This is a genomic window from Coleofasciculus chthonoplastes PCC 7420, assembly GCF_000155555.1.
GTDB classification, from domain to species: domain Bacteria; phylum Cyanobacteriota; class Cyanobacteriia; order Cyanobacteriales; family Coleofasciculaceae; genus Coleofasciculus; species Coleofasciculus chthonoplastes_A.
Window position 1 is genome coordinate 77,787 of sequence record NZ_DS989849.1, and the last position, 25,727, is coordinate 103,513.

A 25,727-nucleotide genomic window follows, 5' to 3' on the forward strand; every position below is an offset into this window, starting at 1 on the left:
ATCAACTCTATCCCATGGAGGATTTTGGCGAATAGGGAAATGGGTAAGCAGGGGGAGCAATGTAGAGACGTGCCATGGCACGTCTGGAAGCAGGGGGAGATTTTTGATAAAAAAATGATCTAAACTGCTTGGGATATCTTATTGGTCTTCCAGTTCCTGTCGATGGTACAAGAAAACGATCACGATTTAATCCGGGAAGCCGAAGCAACCCGTGTGCAGATACTCAGTGAAGCCCTACCTTACATCCAGCAGTTTGCTGGGAGAACGGTTGTGGTTAAATATGGAGGGGCGGCGATGAAGGATAGCAACCTCAAAGATAAAGTGATTCGGGATGTTGTCTTCTTATCCTGTGTCGGCTTTCGTCCCGTCGTGGTTCACGGCGGTGGTCCAGAAATTAATAGCTGGTTGGATAAGCTGGGGATTGAACCACAATTTAAGGATGGGTTGCGGGTAACGGATGCGCCGACGATGGATGTTGTGGAAATGGTTCTCGTGGGTCGAGTTAATAAAGAGTTAGTCTCGCTAATTAACCAGGCTGGGGGTTTAGCCGTGGGACTTTGCGGAAAAGACGGGAATTTAATCAAAGCCCGTCCAGAAGGGCGCAAGGGGATTGGCTTTGTTGGAGAAGTCAGCAGTGTTGATATTAAACTGGTGGACTCCTTGGTCAAAAGTGGCTACATTCCAGTTGTGTCAAGTGTTTCTGCTGATGAGGCGGGTCAAGCCTATAATATCAACGCCGATACCGTTGCTGGCGAAATTGCTGCCGCTTTGGGGGCGGAAAAGTTAATTCTACTCACTGATACTCCGGGGATTTTACAGGATTACAAAGATCCTTCCACTCTCATGGCTAAGCTAGATATTCAACAAGCACGAGAGTTAATGACATCGGGCGTTGTGGCTGGCGGTATGATACCTAAGGTTAACTGTTGTGTGCGATCGCTGGCTCAGGGGGTACGGGCGGCTCATATTATTGATGGTCGAATCCCCCACGCCCTACTTTTAGAAATTTTTACCAATAAAGGAATTGGTTCTATGATTGTGGCATCTGAATTTACGACGTAGTGGCTTGACCCACTTAAAATAGGGCTTTGTTTGTAGTGAGAACTTTAGTTCTCCGAGCTGGAGAGGGCTGAAGTTCCCTCACTACTTACTTCGGTTGAATAATCCCGTCAATGGAACGGAGCTTTTCTGGGAACGCTTCCTCGCTCTAGCATCTCGACGCTGTTTCGCCAAGGCTAATCCACTTAACTTGACGGGGGCTTCCTCTGGCTCATCTTGGGGTTCAGAGGGTGCTTCCTTGGGTTTATCTTTACTATTCCACCAAGCCACAACCCAGCCGCCAGCAATTCCCCCAACAGCACCCACCACGATACTGAAGGGAACTGAGTATCCGAGTAAAACCAGACATAGCAAAAACACTAACCATACTCTTAGCGCTACAGGGAACCCTTCGGAGAAACCTGGCAACAGTTTATTCATTCCTTTGTCCTTTGTCCGTCCTTTGTCATTTGTCCTTTGTCATTTGCCCTTTGTCAAGGGGTAAGTTTTAAATATTGTGTGAAGATAAAATCCATGGGTTTTGATAAGTTTATCTTATAAATATGATAGTTTATTTGGTTAAGATAGTTAAGTTTATTTAAACAATATAAACTTTTTTTACAAATATTGGAATAGTTTCATCAATGTAGATGAAGTGACAGGTGTCATCTCTCATCTATGTAAATTTGTGCTTAATACTCATTTAAATCAATAATGACTTAATTCATTGCTCTATATAAAGTGTTTGTGAATATGACCAAAAACTAGAGAGTTAAACTCTAAATTTATGTATCCTGAACATTAAGAAGTTAATCATACCATTACTGCTATGAATAAACTATTAATAACAATAACTTTATCAATATCTATTTTGATAGAAGCTTTAGGAGGAAATGCAGCAGGTGCATTAACCCTAAGAAGTTGGAACAGCGCTAATCAGCGTGGTGGTGACTTATTTAATGACGGAAAGGGTGCATTGCTATACAGTGAATTTAGAGCAAGTCTTCTGGAGCGTTCACATACTATTCTTCCAGGAGTATCAACCCTAACCGAGGCAAATCTTGCTGACGTTGATATATTCTTTCACGGAACATCCTCAACAATTCTGACACCCACTGAAAGTACTGTGCTGAGAAATTTTGTCAAAACGGGTGGTTTTGTGATTGTTGAATCTGATTCAAATCGTTCTGAACAGAATTCGGCTAATTCGGTACTGGAATCACTAGGGCTCGGTTCACGGTATACAGGTGTTGTCGGTGGTGTCAATTCTCCTACAGGTGGCATGTTTAAAAATACAGTTTCTCCAACTACTGTCGGCGCATTAGGCGACCTAAGAGGTCAAACATTTGGTACATCCTTAGCCACTGATATTGAGTCAATGGTAACCGATATTACTCCCACTGGGGGGATGCTGATTGGTACAAATGGATCAATCAGGTCGATGGTGGAATTTCAGCCTTTTGCCAACGGTGGTCAAGTCTTGGCTGTTGGTGACGCCTACGGTTTTAATCTTTTCCAGAGTTCAAATAATTCTTTTTTTAACCCTAACAATCAAAAAGCTTATATGAATTTTATTGAGTCTAAAAAATTTAAAGCTCCTGTTCCTGAAGCATCAACGCTATTGGGTTTATTGACATTAGGTACTTGTGCTATCGGAACTAAACTAAGTAAAAAATAATTAAACCCCAGACTATTAAACAAGTTTTGTTTTTTATGTCCAGCAACCTGGAAACAACTTGACATAATAAATAGAGATTTAGGTTGATCAAAATCTTACTTTTATCTATTTCTGGTTAAGATTTGCCGGATTCTCATTCTTTGAGTCCTCCGATTAATCAACCAAGCCAGACGAATACGATTCTCTAAGGAGGTTGGTGGAAATAAACTCAACCGGATGAAGTTATGTTAACAAGCCTCAAACCCTTACAAAGGACTTAGCTTGCTTTTCAAGGATAGCGAGTATGACAAATGACGAATGACAAATGACAAATGACAAATGACAAATGACAAATGACGATCTCCACCGCTAACTTTAATTGTGTCCACCTACTTATCACTCAGCGAAAGTAACTCCACCACAAAATCAGGGTAAAAAGAAATTTCTTTTGTTTCTCAGTAGTTAAAGCATTCCAGCGTTCCAGTTTTACCCAGGAACCCTCAGCGTTACCAGCATCCTGGAATCGGCTTTGAGGTTTCAAATTGCTCTACATCGGGTTCGAGACATTCGCTCACCTGGACATTTCCCCGGAGTCTAGAGAGGAATTTTCTCGGATTCGCTAGGTGGAAGTTACCTTCTTTTTTGTACGATAGGTTGATAGGACAAGTTATCAACTTTAGATGACCCACAGCGGTTCTTTGCCGAATCGCGTTGCTGAATGGCATCCCCTATACCTGCCGATTGCTCTCGATCAATCGGGGATTATGGCAATAAAAATCATAAAAAAAGGGATTTGTCAAGGGTTTGTTGCCAAGCTCAAGCTAAAAACTGCTTATCGCTTATTTGAATGATCATCAAAACTTCGGTGCTGGCTCACTTACTCCAAGCCATGCCCCACCTGAGGCAACAAGTATATTTCAAAGCGTCGTTGACCGCACTCTCCCATGCGATGGAAGATCAGGTCTTAGCTGGTTCGGAGCAACCGTTGGTGATTGCCTGTTTTCAGCGAGAACGCTTCTATCGTCAGGAAGCCCATCGCTATCGGCGCATTGCCCAACGGACACCTCATGTCTATGTCTTAGCCGCACCAGAAACGGATTTCAAGAATAGCTCAGATCACCACGAAACCGTGGCATTTGATCCGGGCGATGCCCTAAGTCACGAGTGGCATTTAGTGGTAATTGGTTCTCACTATGCGAACTGTCTGATCTGTCGAGAAAAACGTTCGTCTGCCTCCAGTAGCGCCAATGGGGAGATGGATACGTCTCGACGTTTTGAGGGAATTTGGACATTTGACCGGACGGTTAGTGCCAAAGCCGCCGAGTTGCTTCTGGATCGCATTGCTACCTATCGACCTGAGTTAGCGGATAAAATCGAGCAAGCAAAAGCTGAGTATATCAGTTCTGGCTCAACTCAACCCTCAGACCGGAATCGGCAAGACTCACCCAATCCCGATCCGTTTGTGCAACGGCTAGTGACTTACTTACAAGCGGGTCAGTATAAACTCCTGAAAGCCTATAGCTCGATCGCGGCTCAAGAACAACGCGAGCGTTTGGTGAATTCGATTAGCACAGCGATTCGGCGATCGCTCGATCCCCATGAAGTTATGGAAATCGCGGTGCAAGAGTTAGGGCGAGCCATGGGTTCTTGTCGTTGTCTGATTTACCGCTGTAAAGCCACGGATACTCAAGCCACGATTACCCATGAGTACCTAGAAACCCGAGGGCGCGATCGCACGCTCCTTTGCTCCACCCTAGGTAGCCCTTGGCCCCTAAAAGACAATACTCTGTTTCAAGCCATTGTCGAACATCAAGAGTCTATTTCCGTAGAAGATACCCAACATGATCCTCGGCTGAACCAGACACCCAGCAAAAGCGCTAATTCCCCGTCCTCTAAGTTAAAGGAATTGGTGCAAACCTTTGGCATGCGATCGTGGCTCATGGTTCCTGTACTATATCAGGGTCGGTTATTGGGGATGGTTGAGTTACACCATTGCGACGAAACCCCTTATCGGTGGAAGGATGAAGAACTCGCCCTTGTCGAAGCGATCGCAACTCAAGTGGGTGTCGCCTTAATCCAAGCTGAAGCTTATGCCAATTTGCAAGATTTGAACCAACAACTCGCCGCCCTTGACCGGACTCGTAGTAACTTAGTCGCTATCACGGGTCATGAACTCCGCACCCCCCTGTCCACGATTCAGGTTTGCCTAGAAAGTCTCGCCAGCGAACCGGATATGTCACCAGAATTGCGTCAGGTGATGCTGAATACCGCCCTTGACGACGCCGAACGCCTGCGGAAACTGGTGCAAGACTTTCTCACCCTCTCGCGCCTGGAAAGTGGGCGCGTGGAATGGAATGTAGAAGCTATTTCTCTACAAGAGTGCATTGAGTTAGCCCTCAGCCGGATTAATGTCCATTGGTCAGAGGATCGACGACCGAACATTATTACTCACGTTCCCACAGATCTGCCCTTCGTCCAAGCCGATGGTGAGTGGCTGGTAGAAACCCTGGCTAAATTGTTAGACAACGCCTGCAAATTTACCTCCTCCCAAGGAGAAATTACCATTGGGATTCAAACCAATGGTAATTCGATGTTAAAAGTGACTGTCGCCGATACCGGGCGAGGGATTGAACCGAATCGCCTAGAGGATGTCTTTGATCGCTTTTATCAAGAAGAAGGGGCGCTGCGACGGACTACGGGCGGCACAGGCTTAGGTTTAGCAATTTGTCGTCAAATTGTCAAGGGATGGGGCGGTAAAATTTGGGCAGACTCGGCGGGTAAAGACCAGGGTTGTCAGTTTCACTTTACGGTGCCAATGATTGCGCCGACATCCGATTCTCAGCCCTCTAAAGGGAAGGGAAAAGGTAGTCGTAAGGGGTCAAGAGTTAAACGAAATTGATGAAGAAGTAGGTGGGCAAAGTTAAAGTTAATGGTGGTGATCGCCATACTCGCTTCCCTTGAGAAGCAAGCTACGTCTTATGTCTTATGTCATTTCTTTATGTAAGGGTTTGAGGGCTATTTACAGAACTTCATAGTGTTGAGTTTATTTCCACCCACCTACTTAGGAGGAAAGATGCAAAAGAGAATCATCGTAGTGCGAGCGTCTCGCTCGCTATTGAGTAGGGTTTTTGTTTGACCATTAAATTTGATAGCAGGGATTATTTTTGACGATAGGCGTTTGGACTTCGTTCATCCAGGAATAATCCCAATCAGGTTCGGATTGTTCAGTTAGGGACACCATATCGCCCTGATAGTTTTGATTAATTTGAATGGCTTTAGCCTGCAAATGTTCAGGGACATAACACAAATCAACGGGCAATCCATGTGCCACCATAAATTCGCCTAATTGCTGAGAATTAATGTATATGCCTTCTCGATGCAGGCGTTGTAATATTTCCGTGAATGTGTGCCAGCGCTGATCCATTCTTGATTGAGAGGGTAAGGGTGTGGGTAACATACTATGCTAGAGCGTCAGTTCAATCTTGAAGAATCTTCCCAGAAATAAGCCATAAGGTAGACAGTTCCAGAGGAACATCTATGGGAAGGTTAGGTAGCTAATGGTATCATTTATCGGCTGAGTCTACTGAGTCTTGGTTTTCTACAGAGCCTAACATAGACGCGATCGCGCCTATTACAACAACACCAAAACTGTTCCCCTACTGCTGAGCTTACCTATCGGTGATCTGTGCTGAACCCAAGGAAACAAAATTATTTCTCAGGAAGATAATATTCATGATAACAGGCAAAATAAATGTCATTGAAGGCGATATCACTCAGTTAAGCGTTGATGCGATTGTCAATGCGGCAAACACCTCTCTGCTAGGTGGTGGTGGTGTGGATGGGGCGATTCATTGTGCGGCTGGACCCGGTTTGTTGGCAGAATGTCGAGGGTTGAATGGCTGTGAAACGGGTGATGCTAAAATTACCCAGGGTTACAATCTTCCGGCTGATTGGGTGATTCATACCGTCGGACCTGTCTGGCGGGATGGTAATCATGGCGAGGATGCTTTGTTAGCCAGTTGTTATTATCGGAGTTTGGAACTGGCAAAGCAAAATAATATTCGTAATATTGCCTTTCCTGCAATTAGTACGGGCGCTTATGGATTTCCGCCAGAACGAGCTGCCAGAATAGCCGTAGGTACAGTTAAGCAGGTTTTGGCAGAAAAGACAACTATCGAACAAGTGATTTTTGTGTGTTTTTCAAAGCAATCCTATAACCACCATCAGCAAACCGTGCAGGAAATTATCACAAATAAGGAATAACGAGTGATTTCAATAGCTCTAATTCAACTCAGTTTAACTGCCATTCTTGCCTTCTATGTTGCTTGGAATCTAGGCGCTAATGATGTTGCTAATTCCATGGGAACCTCTGTTGGCTCAAAAGCGGTTACGCTACGCCAAGCGCTAATTATAGCAGGGATTTTAGAGTTTACGGGCGCGGTTTTATTTGGTCAAGGGGTGGCGACAACGTTAGCAACGAGAGTGATTGATCCAACGTTATTTGCTCAAAAGCCACAGGTGTTACTACTGGGGATGACTTCGGTGTTACTCGCTTGTGGTTTATGGTTACAAATTGCCACCAGCCTGGGATTACCTGTCGCCTCATCCCATGCTGTGGTTGGCGCGATCGCCGGATTTTGTTGGGTGGCGATTGGGGTGCAGGCAGTAGATTGGGGAACCTTAGGTCGTATTTCGTTAACTTGGATTATTACACCTGTTGTTAGTGGTATTTTAGCCGCCGGATTTTACAGTATTATCAATACCTCAATTTTAAGGCAAAGGAATCCGATGGTTCAGTTACGGGAATGGATTCCTTGGCTAAGTGCTATTCTTTTGAGTATCTTTGGCGCGATTGTCATGCCAAGTTTATTTAATCGTCCTTTCTTTTATGCCTTGCCAATTCCTACCCATGATTTACCGATTATTACGGTTTCTGTTGCAGCTATTGTCCTGAGTCTGATTAGTTGGCGTCAGTTGGAACGTAGCCCCTTAATTCTACCTGTTAATCCTGAAGAATCGAAAGTTCAAGACATTCACATCCTGGAAACTGGGGAAGCGGAAATTGAAGCTAATATTGCCCCACCCCCTAATGCTGTGTCTCCCTTTCCCTCAGCGATTGAGCAACAACTGGCGCGGTTTCAAGTTCTCAGCGCTTGCTTTGTCGCATTTGCTCACGGTTCCAACGATGTCGGGAATGCGATCGCTCCTTTAGCTGCGATCGCGTATATTATTGCTACGGGTACGGTTCCCCTCACGGCGTTTGATATTCCGTTGTGGATTCTGATTATTGGTGGTGCTGGTATCGTTGCAGGATTAGCTGTTTGGGGCAAAAAGGTGATTACTACCGTTGGGGAAAATATTATCCCTTTACAACCGAGTAGTGGATTTTGTGCCGAAATTGCCACAGCTACAACTGTTTTACTCGCCTCCCGCTTTGGTTTTCCGGTTTCAACGTCTCACGCTTTAGTGGGGGGTATTGTGGGTATTGGATTGATTCAAAATTGGCGCACGGTTCGCTTTCAAACCCTTAAATCGATTGCTCTGGCTTGGTTAATTACGCTACCTGCTGCCGCTAGTTTAGGGGCGATTATTTTTATCAGTTTACGTGGGATTTTTCTTTAGGCTCTTAAGCAAGGGCGGGTTTTGTTGCTCATTTATCGGTTCTTAATTAGCGTTAGTCCCTAAACCCGCCCCTACAATTGACCATTTGATTGGCTTGGTTCGAGGGAATGCTTATTTCTTAAACTTTTCGGCGATATAACCAATCCGGTCAACAATGTCGGCAACATCGCTAATGTAATAATTATTTCCATTAACCGAGAGTGTCAGGTTTTCTAGCAATAAAAACGACCAGACTTCCCCATCTGTGATAATGCCGTAGACTTGATCTTGCTGGAACTTCTTTAGCGTCGCATACATTTCCGCGACACATTGCCCTAAACCATCAGATAGACTACTTTTTTTGACTTCAACGACTGAAATAATCGGCGAAATAAAATCAATCTCATCAAGACTTAAAGCGCAATCGTATTTACCATTTAATGGGTGAGGTAAACCCGGTGTTTCCTCTGGATTAATATCAACGGGTGGTTCAAAAAAGATACCGAGATTATAAGTGTCGCTAGCTTCCCACAAAATGTGAGATACTAAGAGGCTGCCTCGGGTTGCTTCGTTATCCGATTTGGACAGGCTAATGCGAGACTTCATCTTTTTTACGGCTACCTGCAAATCAGGATAAGCTGTCATGCATTTAAATTGGGTATTAGTAGCGAGCAAGATGCAAAGCCTGCGGCATGGCTTCGCTTAACGCACTACAAGGCTTTCGCCGTTATTGATATTAAGGTTTAAATGCCGAACAGCTTAAGACTGATCGGTGGGGTGAAAGTTGCTAAATAAATTAGCGTCTTTCAATAGCGTGATATTAAAGATAGCTTTTAATTCAGCGGCTGAGTATTTTCTATAGTCACCAAAAGACATAATGGTTTGTTCGATAAAGGGTTTAGCCCATAACGATTAAGGACGGGTTTTGTTGAACAGTTATCGGCGGGGTAAGCACATTTTAGTCCCTAAACCCGCCCCTACAATTGATAAACGTGCCAAGATATGTCTCTACACTATTGCTGTCCAACTTTACTTTTAAGTGCGGGAGGTGGAATACAACTGTGCTACATATTCTCCATACCCGTTATAGGGAAGCGTTTCCCGTCTTTCCCAGGAAAAATTGGGTCCTTTCCCAACAAACTTTTCCGTCGCTTGAGACCAACGTGGGTGGGGCACATCCGGATTGACATTTGCCTCAAACTTATACTCATAAGGAATTAACGTATTCCAAAATGTCGCGGGTTGAGTCTCAACAAATTCAATCTTGACAATAGACTTAGCCCCCTTAAACCCATATTTCCACGGCACAACCTCTCGAATCGGTGCCCCATGCTGTTTCGGCAGAAAATGACCATAAATCCCCACGGCAAAAAATGCCAAGTCATTCGCCATTTCCTCTACCGTTAATCCTTCGGTATAGGGCCACGGTAGTTTACCACTGAATGACCATGCTGGACCGATTCTAATTTGAGGATCATCGTAAGACGTAAACCGGACAAATTTGGCTTTAGATGTGGGTTCCACCTCTTCCATTAATAATCGCATCGGAAATCCTAACCATGGCAATACCATCGACCAGGCTTCCACACAACGGAAGCGATAGATGCGTTCTTCGAGGGGGAATTTTTTGCGTAAATCGTCTAAATCGTAGGTGCGGGGATTTTTCACCAATCCGGTGACTTCAACCTTCCACTCATCTGTCGGTAAGGCTTGCGCGGCTTGCCATATCGATTTGCCACTGCCAAATTCATAGAAGTTATTATATTGTCCCGCCAGTAACTCATTGGTGATGGGACGGTCAACATTTGCAAATGCGGGATTGGTGTTAAGGGATTTGACCGTTGGTTGATTGAGGGTAGCGGCTAGTTCCTTATTGGTTTCCGAGTCAGAGGAGGCTTGACATCCCAAGATGGGGAGAATACTCGCACCGACTAGGGTTTTGAGAAAGCGACGCCGATTGAAGTAAACGGCTTCAGGCGTGATTTGGTTTTCGGGGATTTCCCAGGATTTGGGAACGCGGATAAGGGTCATTGGGAAACAAGGTTGACGGCTGATGCGGCGGCGTGGATTGAAAGAACGCCTGTATACAAATCTTAACCTGTTTCCAGTCAAACGCTAAATAAGTGTTGGGGTGAGGAGAGGGAACGGGGAACGGGGAACGGGGAACAGGAAATAGAGAACGGGAACGGTTGTCGTAGTGTGAGCGTCTCGCTCGCTACTTTGTATGGATTTTTATCTATTGAGGCAAATTGGCTTGCACTAAATGAACCTTATAATTGCCTTTAAAACCTTTATTTTCAAGGGGTTCCAGTTTTTGCAGCAAACCCTAATTAATCTTTTACGCTTCTACTTTTCTATACATAACAACAACACCCAACCTGCTCTCTGAGTGACTTCCTCTGTGTAATTAATCCTAAATAGAGTTGCTCTAAATTCGATAATTCAGATGCATTGCTCCCTACATTTCTAGTTAGAGGATGTATCAGTCTTCGCGTTGAGTGTTGCTGTTAGAATTTTGGTCTCGGATAAGACAGATATTAGATTTAACAGAGTATTAGCTTTACCTCCTTTCTGGATTTTCAAGTGACATTAATATCTGTCATTGAAGCTTTCTCTTTCGCTTCAATTACTAATTTACTACTCTCTCAGAAAAGTACAACCCTTTGCAATGTTTTTTAATGTTTCTTTTCTTTCCCTAACTTAGAGACACATAACTTTAAATTGGTGAGAGTAGCGACTCTAGTCTGGATTCACCAATATGACTAATTCTCAAACGGCTGCAAAGAAAAGCTTTGCACTAACGTGGTTTTGACGACATCCTCGTGAGTCGGTTGCAGCATATCTAGCAGAACTACGATATTACTACGGTTAGGAGATAGCCGCACCTCTCGAATCCGATAGCCTTTCACGGCATCTCGATAGTTGTTCAAAGTACCCAGAGTCAAGCGCTGATTCTGATAGTTTATGATTAAGCGCATAGACGCCCGTTCGACTGGAGACGTGCCTCCAGATAAGACGGAGGGGATACGCCTTTGCTCTAGACGCAGTTGTAACGGCTGGTTGTTTAAGCGAAATGTAACAGTTTCGCTGTCATCTGGCTGACGAGTGCTATCGATGACAGGGAGTTTAATGCCAACTTTTAGCCGATTTAGTCCCAAATCTTGTCGGAGGGTTACTGTGTCTTGCAGCAAGTCGTTTTCAGCCGCTTGATTGCTAAGACTATAGGCATCGCGATTATAGTTGGTTCGCAGACAACCATTTCTGACACAGGAATTATTGGGGATATTGATAATTTGCAGATGAGCCGTGGGAACTTCTGTGACTGAATCCCGGTAACTTTCTAGATGAATATAATGACGATTATCCGGGGAGAATCCGGCTAAGCGAACCGAGGTGTTGAGTATGGCTGCATATCCGGGGTTGAGGTACAGGATCACACTGGCTGCGATCGCGGGAGACACGAATGATGCTATTTTCATAACCAGAAGTCAGTAAGTAGGTGGGGACAATTGAAGTTAACGGCGGGGATTGTCATTTGTCATTTGTCATACTCGTGAAGCGCCAAGCCAGCTAGGTTTATATAAGGGTTTTTAAGTGAACTGAGACTGGAGGGCGACGGCGGCTTCAGCTAGGGCTTCTCGACCTTGATCTAGAACGTGTGCCATACCAACAAAGCCGTGAATTGTACCATCATAGCGAGTCATTCTCACCGATACTCCGGCTTTTTGCAAGCGCATCCCATAGGCTTCTCCTTCATCTCGCAGGGGATCATATTCAGGGGTGATAATCAAAGCTGGGGGTAAATTACTCAAATCGCCCGCCAGTAAGGGTGAAGCTTGGGGATTTTGCCCGTCGGCGGCTGATGAGAGATAATGATGCCAAAACCAAACTAATAACTCTGTGGTTAACAGGTAATCTTTGCCATTTTGCCGATGGGAGTCGGTGTCAAAGCCATACTGAGTTGCAGGATAGAATAGCACTTGATAACTTAGGGAGGGGAAATTGCGATCGCGTGACAGTAAGGCGACAACGGCGGCTAAGTTTCCTCCGGCGCTATCTCCACCAACAGCAATCCGTTTCGGATCACCCTGAAATGATGCAGCATTTTTTGCCACCCATTCTATGGCGGTATACGCATCCTCTACAGCAGCAGGAAATTTGTGTTCGGGTGCGAGACGGTAATCCACGGAAACGACAATACACCCCGCTTGATTTGCCAAGGTGCGACAGATACTATCCACCGCATCCAGGCTACCAATAACCCAACCACCACCGTGGAAAAATACCAGAATCGGAAAGGGTGGATTTCCGGCTGGTGTATAAATTCGGATCGGAATATCTACCGTAGAACCCGGAATGAGACGATTCTCTACTCTGGCGACAGGTTCAGGTTTATGGGAAAATTGATCCGCTTGCGCTGCTTGTTCTCTCGCCTGGATGGGTTCAAGTTCATTTAGGGGAGGTAGTCCTAATGTTTTGATTTGGTTTAATATTAGTTGGGTTTGGTCATTCAATGGCATAATTAATTGGCTGTTAAATTGGATAGACTGATAATTAAAGGCAGGTTGTGTTGTTCAGTTATTGGCGATAATTAGGACGGGTTTTGTTGTTTGGTTATTATCCGGACAAGTTTTTGATGATAATCAGGGCGGTTTTTGAGTTTGGTTATTATCCGAACAAGTTATTAACGATGATCAGGGCGGGTTTCGTTGTTCAGTTATCACTTTACGAGTTACCTTTGTCCCTAAACCCGTCCCTACAACCCGACAATAGGATGTATGATGAATGACACAGTATCCTCACAATTTCAACAATAATACTCAACTGTTGCATTGGCTGTTTAGAACGGGAAAGATTGACTTAAATGAAGGACGTTTATTTGAACATAAACCGATTCCTTTACCGCCAGCCATGAACTGGAATCGGATTGAAGGCATGATCTTAGGACTAGCCATTGGTGATGCTTTAGGGAATACTACAGAAAGTTTAACACCGCAACGACGCCAAATCCAATACGGAGAAATTCGCGACTATTTACCCAATCGCTATGCCAATTACCGTCCGGTTGGTTTACCTTCGGATGATACCCAATTAGCTATCTGGACACTAGAGGAATTGAATGGGAATCACGGACTTAATCCAGACTGTCTGGCGCAGCGCTTTACTCAGGGACGTATTTTCGGCATCGGCTCAACGATGAAGGGGTTTTTACGCCATTATAAAAGTGGATTACCGTGGTTTGAATCGGGTCAAAAGTCGGCGGGAAATGGTGCATTGATGCGAATTGCGCCCATCGTAATTCCCCATCTGCGTTCTCAAACCAAAGCACTCTGGGTTGATACAGCGCTTGCTGCTATGTTAACTCATAATGACTCGGCATCTAATGCGGCGTGTTTGGGATTTGTGGCAATGTTGTGGCAACTTTTCAGCCGATCAACTGTACCTGAAGCAAACTGGTGGCTGGAAACTTATATCCAGTTCACTCAGGATTTGGAGAGTGATTCATCCTATCGTCCGCGTGGTGGTGCTTTTACTGAGGATAGAGGATATCTGTGGCAATTTGTGGAACGACGAGTGAGTCAAGCCTATCAACAAGGATTGTCGGTTCGGGAGGCGTGCGATCGCTGGTATTCTGGTGCATATCTTTTAGAGACGATACCCAGTGTTCTTTATATCTTAATGCGATATGGCGATAATCCGGAAGCAGCAATTGTGCGAGCTGTTAATGATACCAAGGACAATGATACCATTGCCGCCATTGTCGGAGCGGCGGTGGGAGCGTTACATGGGAAAGACGCGCTACCTCAACGCTGGCAAGTCGGACTATTGGGTCGAACGGCTGAACGTGATGATGGTACACTCTGGAGAGTTCTAGAGATAGCTGATCAGATTTGGTGGCATTATTAGGAATCATAAATTATGGAATTGTTTTCTCATGAATAAGCATAAATTATCTCAGAATCAGGGCGGGTTTTGTTGAGGCGTTATTGGTGAGGAAGGGCGGGTTTTGTTGAGGCGTTATTGGTGAGAGAGGGCGGGTTTTGTTGAGGCGTTATTGGTGAGAGAGGGCGGGTTTCGCTGATACGTTATTGGTGAGAGAGGGCGGGTTTTGTTGATACGTTATTGGTGAGAGAGGGCGGGTTTTGCTGATACGTTATTGGTGAGAGAGGGCGGGTTTTGTTGATACGTTATTGGTGAGAGAGGGCGGGTTTTGCTGATACGTTATTGGTGACAAGTTAATCGAGTTCCTAAACCCGCCCCTACAAGTGACTGACTGATGATTTATGAATTATGTATAAACCAACAATCTGTATTACGTTAGGTACTCGCCCAGAGGCGATTAAACTTGCACCTGTGATCCAACAATTTCAAGCCTGCGATCAGTTTAAGACTCAGGTGATTTTGACGGGTCAACATCGGGAAATGGTGGATCAGGTGATGCGGCTCTTTCAACTTAAAGCTGATCGCGATTTAGAAATAATGCAAGCCAAGCAAACGCTGACGGATATTACCTGTCGAAGTTTGCGGGGATTGGAGGAGTTATTTGCTGAGATTAAGCCACAGTTGGTGATTGTACAAGGGGATACGACGACAGCATTTGCGGCGACTTTAGCGGCATTTTATCAAAAAATTCCTGTGGGTCATGTAGAAGCAGGGTTACGAACGGATGATTTGTTTAATCCCTATCCGGAAGAAGCGAATCGACGGTTGATTTCTCAGTTAGCCCAACTGAATTTTGCGCCTACAGCTAAGGCGGTGGAGAATCTGAAAACGTCGGGGATTGTGGGGGAGATTCACCAGACGGGAAATACAGTGATTGATGCGTTACTGACGGTAGCCCAGCAGGAACCTGAATGTCCGGTTCCGGGGTTAGAGTGGGACAAGTATCGGGTGTTGTTAGCTACGGTTCATCGGCGAGAAAATTGGGGTAAACCTTTAGAAGATATTGCTCAAGCGTTTATTCAACTGTTGGAACAGTTTACAGATACGGCGTTATTGTTACCGTTACATCGAAATCCGACGGTTAGAGAACCCCTGAAACAAATCTTGGGTAATCATCCGCGAGTCTTTTTGACCGAACCTTTAGATTATGGCGAATTAGTGGGCGCGATCGCACGCTGTTATCTGTTGCTGACGGATTCGGGGGGATTGCAGGAGGAAGCGCCGAGTTTGGGGAAACCGGTGTTAGTGTTGCGGGAAACTACGGAACGCCCAGAGGCGATAGAGGCGGGAACCGCGAAGTTGGTGGGAACGAATCCGAGTCAAGTTGTCGCTGTAGCCAGTGAATTACTCGGAGAGGTTAAGGCGTATCAGGTGATGGCTACCGCCGTTAATCCTTTTGGGGATGGGTACGCCGCTGAACGGATTTTGCAAGTTGTTAAAGGGTATTTGCTCAAGGGGTGACAATTGGGGATGGCGTTTTCGGGGGTTTTTGTGTATATTGATTAGAGTTAGAACCTTGACAATTATATAAGGTCGGAATTCTGTCAATCTGACAAATCGACACCAGTCAGCAAATCGCTGAAACTCTAGAGTTTCCGTTAAGTGGTGTCGATGCCTAACTGGGAGAGGGTTTGAACGATTGGTTTTGCTCAATTTTTGGCAGGATCAGGTGGGATTTTATGGGTGGTGTCGATTTGGCGGACTTCGGCGTGAGCGCTCAGTCGAACGCTGAAACCCAGTCCCTGTATGGTTTCCTGAGCGAACTCTTTACAAACACACTTCCCCGCAAGGGGACGGAAACCTTCGAGTTCCCTGAGTCGGGCCTGATAATGCTCAACCTTTACAAACACACTTCCCCGCAAGGGGACGGAAACTTGTTTTCCATTGACGCTGCCACTTGTAGCAGGGCTTTACAAACACACTTCCCCGCAAGGGGACGGAAACTTTACTTCTCCCACTATTTCTCCGCAGGAGAAGTCTTTACAAACACACTTCCCCGCAAGGGGACGGAAACGTCAAATAAACCGTGTATATTTTGCATGGTACTTCTGCTTTACAAACACACTTCCCCGCAAGGGGACGGAAACTTTATACAAGTCTTTGTTTTTTAAAGACATGTCCATACTTTACAAACACACTTCCCCGCAAGGGGACGGAAACTGGGCGCACACCGTGCGCCCTTACACCGGAAATCTATAGTTTCCAAACATACTTCCCCGGAAGGGGGGACGGAAATAAGAGAAAAATTAATATGCCATAGTAGCGTGGCACAGCTTATTTGATGAATTAACCATTAGCCGCGAAACCGTAGGGGCGCAAAGACTTGCGCCCAATTCAATGGTAAAATCTATTCCACAATTTTAGTAGCAAAGGTGCGTTACGCTACTGGCGTGGCACAGCTAAAATGGTGCAATAGATTTGCTTCGTAGTGAGGGAACCTTAGCCCTCTCCAGCTATGCGTTAAAGCACGCTTCGTGCTTACTACAAACAAAGCCCTATTTTAAGTGGGTCAAGCCACTACGAATAGAGGCTTTGCGTAAGTCCTGTCACAATAACCAGGTTTTCTTCGCAAAATCAGCCGGTCTTTCACTTTCCTTTTGAATCGGTCGTCCGATAGGGCGGGTGGGAGTTCTAGCGGGAGGACGTTTGGTTTCCACGGGTGGCGCGGGTTCTATCGGTCGCTTTTGAGTGGCTTTAAGCGATTCATTCTCTTGTTTAAGACTCTCCGCTTCTTGCATCAACTTCTCATTGGCTTGGGCGAGTTGAACAGCCGCTTTTTTGGCGTCCTCAAACTCACTTTTTAAATGGTTGAGTTTTTTTAACTCACTTTGCAAATTTTCAACGGATTCGTGTTGCTGCTGTAATTTGGTTTCTAAGTCCGTAACTTGTTCCTTTAACTGCTGTTCTCGTTGCTCCGCTTGTGCTAAACTATCCTTTAAATTAACGATAGTGGTTTCTTGTTGTTGGGCTTCTTCGAGTGCCTGTCTCAATTCCGCAACCGTAGCTTCAAGGTCAGCTTTGGTGGGAGTTGAAGATTTACTGGTACTGGTTCTTCGGCGGGTTGCCATGGTTGATTCGTCCTCTGTTTCTGTATTCGGTTCGTTAGTATCTTCAATAGGTTGCTGATTGGAAGATGGCGATTTTTCCACCTCTTCCCGCAGCAAATCAGTTAACTTTTTTTTGGTCATTAGCACCCCCAATGATGGTGTAGTTCATCCGCCACCCGGCGATAATCAGCTTGGGCTTCACGGGCATTTTCTCCGCCCAATTGAGTAATCGGTATCCCCTGCAATGCGGCGCGTTCGTGGGCTTTGTATGTCCGAATAAAGGTTCCGAATGCGGGAACACCGAGTTCTCGGAGTGTGGTTTGCGCCTCTAACGCTTCCCGGCGACTGCGAGAATCTACCCGAGTTAACAATACCCGATGGGTGGTTCCCACAGGCGCGATCGCCCGCCGTACTGTTTCCATTAAAACCGCTAAGTCCATCGGTGCGGGAGGTGTGGGTAAAATAATATAATCTGCGATCGCGACTACAGCAGTCAAGGCGTCTGAACGCAGGGCGGGGGGTGTATCCACAACGGCTATGTCGTAATCTTTCAAGGTTTGTAGACGACTCAAGAGTTGAGGATTGGTTTCTTGGGCGATATCAAACCCGATTTCTCCCTCACTTCGTTCTACCCACCAACTGGCTGAACCTTGAGGATCAGTATCTACTAACAAAACCTGTTTTTTTTCCGCGAGTACGGCGGCTAAGTTGACTGAGGTTGTGGTTTTGCCAACACCTCCCTTTCCATTAATAATAGCGATTATATTGATCATTCGTTATTTGTCATTCGTCTTATGTCTTATGTCTTATGTCATTCGTCTTATGTCATACTCGAAGAGTCTTATGTCTTATGGTCAGGGCGGGTTTTGTACAAAGGTTATCATCAATAGCGAAACGTGATTCCCTAAACCCGCCCCTACACATTGACCATTTATACCGCTTCCGGTAAGGCTCCTTTCATCTTGCTTAACCAATCGATTAAATTCTCTAACTGTTTATTGGCTTTGAGAACCCCTAATCCTCGTACTGTTACTTTACCAGGAGAATAGACAAAGCGCGATCGCAAATGTTCGGGGAGGTTCTCTTTCAATAGCTTCCAGGCGGGTTCCTCCATTGGTGTTTCTAGGGCGATGTGCTGTTTCCCCTCTGGTTTAATCCGACTAAATCCGAGAGATTTCGCCACCTGCTTGAGTTCCACAATCCGCAATAATTGCTCAATGGGTGCGGGTAAGGGACCATAGCGATCATGCCAATCGGCGGCTATTTGGACTAATTCCGAATGAGAATTCGCCGCCGCAACTGTCCGATACGCACTCATCTTTTGATCTAAATCAGGAATATAATCCGCCGGGATAAAGGCGGTAAGATTTAAGTCAATTTGGGTATCATCCACTTGGGGAATTTCTTGTCCCTGAATCTCGCGAATGGCTTCTTGTAGCATTTCCATATATAAATCAAAGCCAATCACATCCATTTGTCCGGATTGTTCCGCCCCAAGGAGATTTCCAACGCCTCGGATTTCCATATCCCGCGTCGCCAGTTGATACCCGGAACCTAACTGGGTAAACTCCTGAATCGCCCGTAAACGCTTGCGGGCGGCGTCGGATAGAGTATCTTGTTTGGGATAGAATAACCAAGCATGTGCCTGCACCCCAGAACGCCCGACTCGCCCCCGCAGTTGGTAGAGTTGGGCTAACCCAAAGCGTTGGGCGTCTTCAATCAGGATGGTATTGACACGGGGAATATCTAACCCGGATTCAATAATTGTGGTACAAATCAGGATATCCGCTTCCCCGCTACTAAAAGTAAGCATGGTGGCTTCTAATTCCCCTTCGGGCATTTGTCCATGGGCAATTGCCAGTCTCGCGCTAGGTATCATTTCCCGCAGTTTCGTGGCGACTTCTTCAATTCCCTCGACGCGGGGAACTACGTAAAATACCTGTCCTCCCCTGTCTAATTCAGTGCGAATTGCTGTACGAACCGCTTCTGGATTATAGGGGGCTAAATGGGTTTTAATCGAACGCCGAGAGGGAGGGGGAGTGGTAATTAAACTCATTTCCCGCACACCAGAGAGGGACATATATAAGGTACGGGGAATTGGTGTGGCGGTTAAGGTAAGGACATCAACTTGTGTTTTTAGGGTTTTAATTTTCTCCTTTTGATTCACGCCAAAGCGCTGTTCTTCATCGACGACTAGCATTCCTAAGTCACGGAATTTGACAGTTTTGCCTAATACTTGATGGGTACCAACAACCACATCTAGTTCTCCAGTAGAAAGGCGGCGCTGAATCTCCTTACGTTCCTGGGCGGTGCGGAAACGGTTGAGTAATCCCACATGAATCGGATAAGGAGCAAAGCGTTCTTTTAACGTGTGGTAATGTTGTTGAGTAAGAATGGTTGTCGGGGCGAGAAAGGCGACTTGTTTGCCAGAGGTAATCACTTTAAAAATTGCCCGCAGTGCCACCTCAGTTTTACCAAATCCCACATCCCCACAAACCAAGCGATCCATCGGGCGATCGCTCTCTAAATCTCGCTTTACGTCTTGCACGGCTTTGAGTTGATCAGGTGTGGGTTGGTAGGGGAAGGATTCCTCTAATTCGTCTTGCCAGGATGAATCTTCCGGAAAGGCATAACCGGATCGTTGACTACGTTGGGCATAGAGTTTAAGTAAATCAACCGCCAGTTTCTTAATCGTTTTGCGAACCCGATTCTTGGTCTTTTCCCAGGCTTTACTGGACATTTTATTCAGTTGCGGCGCACGGCTATCGGCACGGCGATAGCGTGACAAAACCCCGACCTGATCGGCGGCGACACGTAATAAGCCATCGGCATATTTGATGACTAAATATTCACGGGTTTGATGGTTAAGGGTGAGGCTTTCTAGCTTGACAAATTGACCAATTCCGTGGTTTTTATGCACCACATAATCCCCAGGAGTTAATTTATTCGGGTCAACTTGTTTCGATGCCGCACGGCGTCGCTTCCGCACATAACTGGGAGTAGCGAGAGTATGCTGCCCAAAAAACTCGCGATCGGTCATTACAACCAAGCGAAACGTGGGCAGGATAAAGCCTTCCAATTCCGCTAATCCGGAATATTTTACCGCCACAGGTGTTTTCTGGATTTGCAGTTTATCAATCGCCGGATAATCGCGGGGATTGGGAACAAACTGGGCGGGACAATCATGTTCCTGTAACAGAGACACCGAACGACTCGGTTGAGCCGAAACCAGCCAAACCGAAAACTTGCGATCGCGTTCACTGCGGACAATTTCTGCAAGCTTGGCAAACTGGTGCGGGGTGGCGGGAATCGGGCGGCTGGCTAAATTCACCGCCGTCTCATTGGTGGCTTCTGCTAGTTCCGATAAATAGAGTAAGGTTTGAGTGTGTAGGGGCGGGTTTAGGGATTGTTGTTTCGGTGTTGATGATAACGTTTCATCAAAACCCGCCCTGACTGCGGTTTGAGTGTTGAATGATTCAGCATATTGACGATGCAGAGGGGGAAGGGGATGGGCTAATGTATCTAAATGATCTTGAGCATGTTCCACCCAGCGATCGCAATGAGCGCGACATTGTTCAGGTTCATCAATGGCAATCACTGTATTATCGGGCAAATAATCCAACAGAGACGCAGGTTGCTCAAAGGCAATCCCCAAGAAGCGACGACTCCCTTCCAGATGTCCCCCCGCTTGCCAAAGTGCCTGTTCCTCTTCCCCTAAATGAAGTTGCACCTGTTGGGCTTGAGCATCACTCAAAGCATCCGTAATAATCGGGCTAAAATCAGTAGGGGTGAGTACCAGTTGCTCAATTTTATCCAGGGAACGCTGGCTACCGGGGTCAAATTCCCGCAGTTGTTCGAGTTCATCCCCAAACCACTCCAAACGCACGGGTAATTCAGCCGCAACTGGAAAAACATCTACAATATCACCACGCCGACTCCATTGACCCTCCATTTCCACCAGGGGGACTCGATCATACCCCAAGCGGGCTAATTGGTTATCGATGTCTTTAATATCCCTTGTCATCCCTTGGTTAATCGTCAGACAATAGGGAGCAAAGGCTTTGACTGGTGGTAAATGGGGTTGAAGTGCAGCATGAGTTGCCACAATCGCCAAGCCGTTAACCGTTACCGAGTGATTCTCTTCAGTATCTCCTGAATCAGGCGTTGACGAATGACGCACCAAATCCGCCAACACCTGCATTTGTCCCCACGTCATTTCCGATTCAGGGTTAAAGGGTTCGTAGGGTGACGCTTCTGAGGTGGGATAGAAATGAACCGTTTGCCAATTCATCGCCTCCAATTGCGCCGCCCAGCGACTCGCCTCTTCCAACGTGGCGCAGATCACCAAAAGATTACGATCCGAGGCTTTGGCGATTGCAGATGAGACTAATCCTTTAGGTAGACGGGCAATTCCATTCAGGTGCAAAGACGACTGACGATTCAGTTTAGAGAGGAGTTCACCCGTCAGGGGCGATCGTTCCAGAGTCCGAATGATAGAAGAGAATGCCATGATTCACCGCACCTTAATAGATAACCCAAGCCGCCATCCATCGACTTATCCTATTGTAGAGACGTTGCATGCAACGTCTCTACTAATCGGGTCGCCCTATCGCCTTAAACGCTACCAACCATGGGTTTTTCTGGCAAGGATTGACGTAAACGATCGCCATATAAGGCTAACGCATTCCCCGCCAACAGCAGTCCCAGATGTTCTCGGTCATAATCGGCAACGGTTGCAGCATCTTTGACACAGCCGTGCAGTACACCATCCCAATGACCATAATCCCCAGAGAAGCAGGTTAAATGCTTGCCAATTTCACCCATCGCCACAGGTAAATAGGCTGGACCTGGATCATCGGATTCAAAGGAGGTAAAGATTTGACCCCGTTCAAAATACTCGAAGGGATCACGGTGACGCAGGTCATAATGTTCATACAAACTAGCATCCTCAATCTTGCTCGGATCATGGGCTGCATTCCACAATAAATCAAACAGGTTTTTCGCCTGAGAGATAATATTGACATTATCCCGTCCACCTTTTTCCTGAATCATCAACTTGGTGAATTCCATTAAAGACGGGCGATAGGGATGTTTCGGGTCAAAGTCACGAATCCGCTTTTCCCAATGTTCGTGGAATGCATGGGCTAAATCCGGTAGCCAACCACAACCGCCTTCTAAGAAGCCAACGCGCAGGGTGGGGAATTGTTCAAACGCCCCATCAAATACCATCCGGGCTAATGCCAATTGTTGCTGGTTGCGCTGAACAAAAATGTGGTTGAGGACAAAGGTTTCTAAATGATCCGCGATTCCACCAACCATGTAGGAACCGGGTCCACCGTGAATCCCTAAACCAATATCCAAGTCTACCGCCGCTTGTAAAATCGGACGGAAGTCAGGATGGCTAATTGCCTTACAGGTGCGAATTTCGGGGAATGCATCGGGGGCTTTGGGATGGGGAATCGGCATATTGGGCGCAACCGCAACGCTAATCATCCCCAGTTCGTTGACGCAGCGATACATCTCCTTGACCGCTTCATCCACATCCTGAAGACAGATCACGCCAATTGGTTTGAGGCGATTATCATATCCTCGGCAATCATCTGCCATGTAATTGTTATAGGCGCGGCAGAGTGCGATCGCAAAGTCTTTATCTAAAATACTGGAAAAGATGAGATTCAGTGTGCCAAAGATAACATGGACATCAATCCCCTCTTGATCCATGTGTTCAATCCGTACCCGATTGAACATCGCCCCTAACGTGGTATCGGGATGCAGATTCCGAAAACCACCCTTCCCTAACCCCTGAGGTTGGGGAAACATCCGCAAAAAGTCATTTTTCCCCGTTTCTGGATTGAAATCGATAATCTTGGCGCGTTGATCACCAAGGCTATCAATCACCAAACCCACGCGATTGCGATACTCTGGTTCTAGATAATCCCGCATAATCATCGGATTCTCTAGCTTATGAGCATCAGCATCGATTACTAGCAAGTCTTGATACATTCTCACTCCTCAAGGTGTTGATGAAGGCTTAAGTCTTTAATGTTACTAAATGTTACAGGTTCGGGCTATGGGACAAGAAGGCAGGAGGCAGGAGGCAGAAGGCAGAAGGCTTTCAGAAGGCAGGAGGAAGCAATAACGGTTCAGACACAGAGGATATGAGAACTCCCCTATCTTCCCCATCTTCTCCTGTTCCTGATAACTGATAACTGCTCACTGATAACTGCTCACTGATAACTGATAACTCCCCCATCACCCCTTCCTGGCGGGACGCAAGCCAAACCAGTTCTCGAATGACCAAGACAGGGATGCGAGGATGGTGATACCCGGATATTTGCGAAACGCGGGTTCATTCTTCTCAAAGAACGCATGTCCCCCTAACGCAAAGACTTGGGTAAGGATGACGCAAATCAAGGTCAACCGCCAATCATAGAATAGTAGGATAACGGCTGCGATCGCGAGTAGGTTGGTGAGGTGGTGCAGCCTCTGATTGATCGGATGCCGATGAGAGGCGATGAAATGGGCTTTGGCTTCTTGAAAGTTGTTCAATGACACTCTCCTACAATGACACTCAACTCAGTAAGCTTAAACCATTCTAATGGCTTGGTACAGCTAATTTAATGGATGAGAACCGTAGGGGCGCACCGACGTGCGCCCGTTTCCCGCAATGTGCGCCCGATTTAACCCTCCATCCCTACCTACTTATTCTTCATTTTTAATCGGAGCCGGAAGTAGAATCCCTTCCGAGCGCAACGTATCCATAAACATCTTCCGTAGAGTGCGCTGGATTTGAAGATGCTTTCCTGGTTTTGCCTTCGTCAATGTCTTTAGCAACAAGTTAGACTCTCCAAGACTTTCTACACCATCGATTTGTGTGGGTTCGAGGACATCGGGATCATTGGCGTTTAACTCCTGTCCGACTTCCTCAACAACTTGATAAACTTGGGCTAAGTTAGCATGATAAGGAATGCAAACTTCCACGACAGCAAAAATGTATTCTTTGGAGTAGTTAATCACTGAGCCAATCGCACCATTGCGAATAATCTGTAATTGACCATTAGGATGTCTGAGGCGGGTGGTTCTCAATTCAATTGCCTCCACCGTACCCTCGACAACTTTCTCTTCCACGTTCCCGGCTTCAATATAATCGCCCACTAAATAGTAGTGTTCAAACAGAATAAAGAAGCCACAAACCATATCGTTAACCAGTTCCTGGGCGCCAAACCCTACCGCTAGACCAATAATACCCGCACCGGCTAGGATGGGAGTTGGATCAATATCCAGAGTATACAGAATAGAAACCCCAACAGTGAAATAAATTGAGTATTGCAATATACTGCGAAACAGGGGAACTAGCGTTAAGCGTCTGCTTCGTTGCCTTTCGGTCAATTTTTTCTCTTTAAAGACTAATTCTTCAGCCAGTAAATAAACCACATCATAAAACACCCGACTCAAGAAAATCAGGGTAATAATTTTGATAACTCGCAGCCAAAAATCGGACAGGTTGGCGATGAATTCAATCTGTTGAGTTACCAGTGTAGCGATGCAGGCGTAGAGAACCAATTCCAAACACCGCTTAAAAAAGGGAATGAGGTGGCGTAGGGGATCGTAAAATCTTAATAAGTTATCCGGGTTGGAGTATCTGACGCTGAGAGCATCTAGGATATCCACGATCGCGGCTGCCGCTTTAATGATAAGTAATCCAACCGCGATGATTAAATAGATGCGTAGGGCGACAAAAAGATAGTCAGAAATTATGGCGGGTAAATTCAAAAACAGACTACAGCAACCGATTATCCACAGCCAACTTCCCCATTTTATTCTTTTATAAAGTTCGGTAAAAAAAGTATCAATACTTTCATCATCGGCGGTGCTGCTGTCTAGGTTTTTGGCGCGAGTGTTCGCTATATTCAGGCAATAGTTGATAAATTTTAGAGCGATTGCCGCTAAAATGACCGTACCAATACTTTGTGCAATGCCAACTGCCAGTTTTAGCCAAAATCCGGGTGGAATAAGCTTAATCAGGTCTAGTGTATATTTTTGTATGTCTTTACCTTGATAGATCAGGAAACCATTAACACCGAGAATCACAAGGCACAGCACAAAGCCAGTAAGTAGCAATAATCCGGTCATGTTCCGACGCAGGATTTTGACTCGTTGAGCGTTGATATTAAAGAGTGGATATTTAATCAATAGCTTGGATAAATTACCCACAAGCCAAATCAAGAATAAGAAAATAATTATTACGATGCTGACTTCAACAATAATTATTAAGGCATTCATGATCTCTACTAATTAAAACGTTAATCAAATAGTTTATCATTGTTTTTCGTTTCCTTACATTTGTGGCATTTAAACTTAACAAATATAGCTGTTTTTTTGCATGAATAAAATAATAGTTTTTAATTATTTCATGGATGCCCAATGGGGTGTGGGGTTTG

Annotated in this window: 20 protein-coding genes, 1 pseudogene and 1 CRISPR repeat array; of the genes and pseudogenes, 8 read left to right on the forward strand and 13 right to left on the reverse strand. The window is 45.7% G+C overall.

From position 1 onward, the window contains the following. Positions 1 to 162: 162 nt before the first annotated feature. Positions 163 to 1,062 (forward strand): acetylglutamate kinase, encoded by a 900-nt coding sequence (argB, locus tag MC7420_RS13880; protein WP_006101293.1) that lies wholly within the window; start codon positions 163 to 165, stop codon positions 1,060 to 1,062. Between the two features lie 81 nt (positions 1,063 to 1,143). On the opposite strand, the gene MC7420_RS13885 is transcribed toward argB, so the two are convergent. Next, positions 1,144 to 1,479: a hypothetical protein gene (locus MC7420_RS13885; RefSeq protein WP_006101068.1), complete on the reverse strand. Its 336-nt coding sequence runs from the start codon at positions 1,477 to 1,479 to the stop codon at positions 1,144 to 1,146. A 388-nt stretch (positions 1,480 to 1,867) separates the two neighbouring features. On the opposite strand from MC7420_RS13885, the gene MC7420_RS13890 reads away from it, so the two are divergent. Further along, positions 1,868 to 2,716, forward strand: coding sequence for a hypothetical protein (locus MC7420_RS13890; RefSeq protein WP_006101208.1), 849 nt, complete (start codon positions 1,868 to 1,870; stop codon positions 2,714 to 2,716). A 374-nt stretch (positions 2,717 to 3,090) separates the two neighbouring features. Here the strand turns inward: MC7420_RS13890 and MC7420_RS42515 are convergent. After that, positions 3,091 to 3,197 (reverse strand): annotated as a pseudogene (locus tag MC7420_RS42515) (Uma2 family endonuclease); the annotation flags it as partial. Positions 3,198 to 3,375: 178 nt separating this feature from the next. Between MC7420_RS42515 and MC7420_RS39730 the strand changes: the two are divergent. Both MC7420_RS39730 and MC7420_RS13895 read left to right on the forward strand, forming a co-directional pair. Beyond that, on the forward strand, positions 3,376 to 3,546 hold the full coding sequence (locus MC7420_RS39730; protein WP_006101289.1) for a hypothetical protein: 171 nt from the start codon (positions 3,376 to 3,378) through the stop codon (positions 3,544 to 3,546). Then, positions 3,543 to 5,594 (forward strand): DICT sensory domain-containing protein, encoded by a 2,052-nt coding sequence (locus tag MC7420_RS13895; RefSeq protein WP_044207183.1) that lies wholly within the window; start codon positions 3,543 to 3,545, stop codon positions 5,592 to 5,594. Before MC7420_RS39730 ends, MC7420_RS13895 begins: the two co-directional genes overlap by 4 nt. Before the next feature lie 240 nt (positions 5,595 to 5,834). Here MC7420_RS13895 and MC7420_RS13900 read toward each other — a convergent pair whose 3' ends face one another. Continuing rightward, positions 5,835 to 6,152 (reverse strand): hypothetical protein, encoded by a 318-nt coding sequence (locus tag MC7420_RS13900; protein ID WP_006101060.1) that lies wholly within the window; start codon positions 6,150 to 6,152, stop codon positions 5,835 to 5,837. Positions 6,153 to 6,427: 275 nt separating this feature from the next. On the opposite strand from MC7420_RS13900, the gene MC7420_RS13905 reads away from it, so the two are divergent. Together MC7420_RS13905 and MC7420_RS13910 are read left to right on the forward strand one after the other, a co-directional pair. Next, positions 6,428 to 6,958, forward strand: coding sequence for an O-acetyl-ADP-ribose deacetylase (locus tag MC7420_RS13905; protein WP_006101177.1), 531 nt, complete (start codon positions 6,428 to 6,430; stop codon positions 6,956 to 6,958). Positions 6,959 to 6,961: 3 nt separating this feature from the next. Next, positions 6,962 to 8,317: an inorganic phosphate transporter gene (locus tag MC7420_RS13910; RefSeq protein ID WP_006101161.1), complete on the forward strand. Its 1,356-nt coding sequence runs from the start codon at positions 6,962 to 6,964 to the stop codon at positions 8,315 to 8,317. A 111-nt stretch (positions 8,318 to 8,428) separates the two neighbouring features. Here MC7420_RS13910 and MC7420_RS35185 read toward each other — a convergent pair whose 3' ends face one another. From MC7420_RS35185 to MC7420_RS13930, 4 genes are all read right to left on the reverse strand, one after another. Then, a complete protein-coding gene (locus MC7420_RS35185; RefSeq protein WP_006101131.1) occupies positions 8,429 to 8,941 on the reverse strand; it encodes a hypothetical protein in 513 nt (170 codons plus the stop codon). Between the two features lie 390 nt (positions 8,942 to 9,331). After that, positions 9,332 to 10,327, reverse strand: coding sequence for a protein-methionine-sulfoxide reductase catalytic subunit MsrP (gene msrP, locus MC7420_RS13920; protein WP_006101164.1), 996 nt, complete (start codon positions 10,325 to 10,327; stop codon positions 9,332 to 9,334). A gap of 731 nt (positions 10,328 to 11,058) precedes the next feature. After that, on the reverse strand, positions 11,059 to 11,775 hold the full coding sequence (locus tag MC7420_RS13925; protein ID WP_044207186.1) for a DUF2259 domain-containing protein: 717 nt from the start codon (positions 11,773 to 11,775) through the stop codon (positions 11,059 to 11,061). Between the two features lie 111 nt (positions 11,776 to 11,886). Continuing rightward, positions 11,887 to 12,816, reverse strand: coding sequence for an alpha/beta hydrolase (locus MC7420_RS13930; protein ID WP_006101248.1), 930 nt, complete (start codon positions 12,814 to 12,816; stop codon positions 11,887 to 11,889). Positions 12,817 to 13,081: 265 nt separating this feature from the next. On the opposite strand from MC7420_RS13930, the gene MC7420_RS13935 reads away from it, so the two are divergent. Then, positions 13,082 to 14,203, forward strand: a complete 1,122-nt coding sequence (locus MC7420_RS13935) for an ADP-ribosylglycohydrolase family protein (RefSeq protein WP_006101108.1) — start codon at positions 13,082 to 13,084, stop codon at positions 14,201 to 14,203. Positions 14,204 to 14,587: 384 nt separating this feature from the next. Continuing rightward, on the forward strand, positions 14,588 to 15,700 hold the full coding sequence (wecB, locus tag MC7420_RS13940) for a non-hydrolyzing UDP-N-acetylglucosamine 2-epimerase (RefSeq protein WP_006101104.1): 1,113 nt from the start codon (positions 14,588 to 14,590) through the stop codon (positions 15,698 to 15,700). A gap of 304 nt (positions 15,701 to 16,004) precedes the next feature. After that, a CRISPR array of direct repeats spans positions 16,005 to 16,399; the repeat unit is 36 nt; unit sequence CTTTACAAACACACTTCCCCGCAAGGGGACGGAAAC. Between the two features lie 386 nt (positions 16,400 to 16,785). Here the strand turns inward: wecB and MC7420_RS13945 are convergent. The 6 genes from MC7420_RS13945 to MC7420_RS13970 all read right to left on the reverse strand — a co-directional run bounded on the left by MC7420_RS13945 (position 16,786) and on the right by MC7420_RS13970 (position 25,569). Continuing rightward, the gene (locus MC7420_RS13945; RefSeq protein ID WP_044207189.1) at positions 16,786 to 17,427 is read right to left on the reverse strand and encodes a hypothetical protein; all 642 of its coding nucleotides are present in this window, start codon (positions 17,425 to 17,427) and stop codon (positions 16,786 to 16,788) included. Beyond that, on the reverse strand, positions 17,427 to 18,059 hold the full coding sequence (locus MC7420_RS13950) for a ParA family protein (RefSeq protein ID WP_006101040.1): 633 nt from the start codon (positions 18,057 to 18,059) through the stop codon (positions 17,427 to 17,429). Before MC7420_RS13950 ends, MC7420_RS13945 begins: the two co-directional genes overlap by 1 nt. Before the next feature lie 158 nt (positions 18,060 to 18,217). Further along, the gene (gene mfd / locus MC7420_RS13955; RefSeq protein WP_006101103.1) at positions 18,218 to 21,796 is read right to left on the reverse strand and encodes a transcription-repair coupling factor; all 3,579 of its coding nucleotides are present in this window, start codon (positions 21,794 to 21,796) and stop codon (positions 18,218 to 18,220) included. 104 nt (positions 21,797 to 21,900) lie between these two features. Beyond that, complete coding sequence (locus tag MC7420_RS13960) at positions 21,901 to 23,289, reverse strand: amidohydrolase family protein (RefSeq protein WP_006101156.1); 1,389 nt, start codon at positions 23,287 to 23,289, stop codon at positions 21,901 to 21,903. Between the two features lie 249 nt (positions 23,290 to 23,538). After that, entirely contained in the window at positions 23,539 to 23,835 is a 297-nt protein-coding gene (locus MC7420_RS13965; RefSeq protein ID WP_044207192.1) for an Mpo1-like protein, read from the reverse strand. A 153-nt stretch (positions 23,836 to 23,988) separates the two neighbouring features. Then, a complete protein-coding gene (locus MC7420_RS13970; protein ID WP_006101122.1) occupies positions 23,989 to 25,569 on the reverse strand; it encodes a mechanosensitive ion channel family protein in 1,581 nt (526 codons plus the stop codon). Positions 25,570 to 25,727 lie beyond the last annotated feature (158 nt).

Bases quoted from the DNA above. Each gene is read 5' to 3' on its own strand.
- argB (WP_006101293.1), top strand. From the start codon at position 163: ATGGTACAAGAAAACGATCACGATTTAATCCGGGAAGCCGAAGCAACC.
- MC7420_RS13885 (WP_006101068.1), bottom strand. From the start codon at position 1,479: ATGAATAAACTGTTGCCAGGTTTCTCCGAAGGGTTCCCTGTAGCGCTA.
- MC7420_RS13890 (WP_006101208.1), top strand. From the start codon at position 1,868: ATGAATAAACTATTAATAACAATAACTTTATCAATATCTATTTTGATA.
- MC7420_RS39730 (WP_006101289.1), top strand. From the start codon at position 3,376: ATGACCCACAGCGGTTCTTTGCCGAATCGCGTTGCTGAATGGCATCCC.
- MC7420_RS13895 (WP_044207183.1), top strand. From the start codon at position 3,543: ATGATCATCAAAACTTCGGTGCTGGCTCACTTACTCCAAGCCATGCCC.
- MC7420_RS13900 (WP_006101060.1), bottom strand. From the start codon at position 6,152: ATGTTACCCACACCCTTACCCTCTCAATCAAGAATGGATCAGCGCTGG.
- MC7420_RS13905 (WP_006101177.1), top strand. From the start codon at position 6,428: ATGATAACAGGCAAAATAAATGTCATTGAAGGCGATATCACTCAGTTA.
- MC7420_RS35185 (WP_006101131.1), bottom strand. From the start codon at position 8,941: ATGACAGCTTATCCTGATTTGCAGGTAGCCGTAAAAAAGATGAAGTCT.
- msrP (WP_006101164.1), bottom strand. From the start codon at position 10,327: ATGACCCTTATCCGCGTTCCCAAATCCTGGGAAATCCCCGAAAACCAA.
- MC7420_RS13925 (WP_044207186.1), bottom strand. From the start codon at position 11,775: ATGAAAATAGCATCATTCGTGTCTCCCGCGATCGCAGCCAGTGTGATC.
- MC7420_RS13930 (WP_006101248.1), bottom strand. From the start codon at position 12,816: ATGCCATTGAATGACCAAACCCAACTAATATTAAACCAAATCAAAACA.
- MC7420_RS13935 (WP_006101108.1), top strand. From the start codon at position 13,082: ATGACACAGTATCCTCACAATTTCAACAATAATACTCAACTGTTGCAT.
- wecB (WP_006101104.1), top strand. From the start codon at position 14,588: ATGTATAAACCAACAATCTGTATTACGTTAGGTACTCGCCCAGAGGCG.
- MC7420_RS13945 (WP_044207189.1), bottom strand. From the start codon at position 17,427: ATGACCAAAAAAAAGTTAACTGATTTGCTGCGGGAAGAGGTGGAAAAA.
- MC7420_RS13950 (WP_006101040.1), bottom strand. From the start codon at position 18,059: ATGATCAATATAATCGCTATTATTAATGGAAAGGGAGGTGTTGGCAAA.
- mfd (WP_006101103.1), bottom strand. From the start codon at position 21,796: ATGGCATTCTCTTCTATCATTCGGACTCTGGAACGATCGCCCCTGACG.
- MC7420_RS13960 (WP_006101156.1), bottom strand. From the start codon at position 23,289: ATGTATCAAGACTTGCTAGTAATCGATGCTGATGCTCATAAGCTAGAG.
- MC7420_RS13970 (WP_006101122.1), bottom strand. From the start codon at position 25,569: ATGAATGCCTTAATAATTATTGTTGAAGTCAGCATCGTAATAATTATT.